Source organism: Mesorhizobium sp. (assembly GCF_024509055.1).
In the GTDB taxonomy this organism is placed as follows: domain Bacteria; phylum Pseudomonadota; class Alphaproteobacteria; order Rhizobiales; family Rhizobiaceae; genus Mesorhizobium.
In genome coordinates this window covers 1-1,604 of sequence record NZ_JANINM010000352.1, presented here as the reverse complement: position 1 = coordinate 1,604, position 1,604 = coordinate 1, and the positions used below count along the sequence as shown (strand labels likewise).

Sequence of the window (1,604 nt, the reverse complement as noted above, 5' to 3'; positions counted from 1 at the left end):
TGAACCAGGAAGGCGTGCAGGGCGCGATCTTCCAGATGCTCAGCCACGGCCTCGTCTCGGGCGCGCTGTTCCTGTGCGTTGGCGTCATCTACGACCGCATGCACACACGTGAGATCGACGCCTATGGCGGCCTGGTCAACAACATGCCGAAATACGCCACCGTGTTCATGATCTTCACCATGGCCAATGTCGGCTTGCCCGGCACCAGCGGCTTCATCGGCGAATTCCTGACCATGCTCGGCGTCTTCCGGGTCAACACCTGGGTTGCCTTCTTCGCCGCGACCGGCGTCATCCTGTCGGCAGCTTACGCGCTCTGGCTCTACCGCCGCGTGATCTTCGGCGCGTTGACCAAGGAGAGCCTGAAGAACCTGCTCGATCTCTCGCCGCGCGAGAAGGCGATCGTCTATCCGCTGGTGGTGCTGGTCATCTTCTTCGGCGTCTACCCGGCGCCGGTGTTCGACGCGACGGCGGCCTCGGTCAAGACGCTCGTCACCAACGTCACCGCATCCATCAATTCCGCGCAGACCGCGGCGGCGAACTGACTGGGGATATTCTATGACGCCGGACCTTCTCTCCAGCCTTTCGCTTTCGACGCCGGAACTGATCCTCGCCATCGGCGCGCTCGCGCTTCTGATGGTGGGAGCCTATTCCCGCTCTAACAACACCATGACCGTGACCGGACTCGCTGTTGTTGTCCTGGTCATCGCCGGCGTTTGGCTTGCCTCTTCCGGCGGCGAAGGGCCGGGCTATGGCGGCTCGTTCGTCCAGGATTCCTTCGGCCGCTTCATGAAGATGCTGGCGCTGATCGGTTCCGCCGTGACGCTGGTCATGTCTATGCGCTTTGCCAGGCAGGAGCATTTCGACAAGTTCGAATATCCGGTGCTGATCCTGCTCTGCACGCTCGGCATGCTGCTGATGATCTCGGCCAACAGCATGATCGGGCTCTACCTCGGGCTCGAGCTGCAGTCGCTGGCGATCTATGTGCTGGCGGCGATCAACCGCGACAATCTCCGCTCGACCGAGGCTGGCCTCAAGTACTTCGTGCTCGGTGCGCTGTCGTCGGGCATGCTGCTCTACGGCATCAGCCTCGTCTACGGCTATACCGGCAACACTGGCTTCCACGAGATCGCGACGGCGCTCGGCAGCGGCGAGCGTCAGCTCGGCCTCGTCTTCGGCCTGGTCTTCGTTCTCGCGGGGCTTGCCTTCAAGATATCGGCCGTGCCGTTCCACATGTGGACGCCGGACGTCTATGAAGGCGCGCCGACGCCGGTGACGGCCTTCCTCGCGGCCGCGCCGAAGATGGCGGCGATGGCGCTGATCGTGCGCGTCACCATGGGCGCCTTCAAGCCGATCGCCGCTGACTGGCAGCAGATCGTCGTCTTCATCTCGATCGCCTCGATGGCGCTGGGCGCCTTCGCGGCCATCGGCCAGACCAACATCAAGCGCCTGATGGCCTATTCCTCGATCGGTCACATGGGATACGCACTGGTCGGCCTTGCCGCCAACAGCCAGGCCGGCGTTCGCGGCGTTGTCATCTACATGCTGATCTATCTGGTGATGACGCTCGGCACCTTCGCCTTCATCCTCGCCATGCGGCGCAAGGA

2 protein-coding genes are annotated in these 1,604 nt (G+C 63.1%); both read left to right on the top strand.

Annotated features, from left to right (window positions below; genetic code table 11):
- The coding region (locus Q0L57_RS14995; protein WP_296743842.1) for a proton-conducting transporter membrane subunit at positions 1–542 on the top strand (542 nt) is incomplete at its 5' end.
- Positions 543–555: 13 nt separating this feature from the next.
- Positions 556–1,604, top strand: a 1,049-nt coding sequence (gene nuoN / locus Q0L57_RS14990) for an NADH-quinone oxidoreductase subunit NuoN (protein ID WP_296743840.1), incomplete at its 3' end; no start/stop codon positions are given.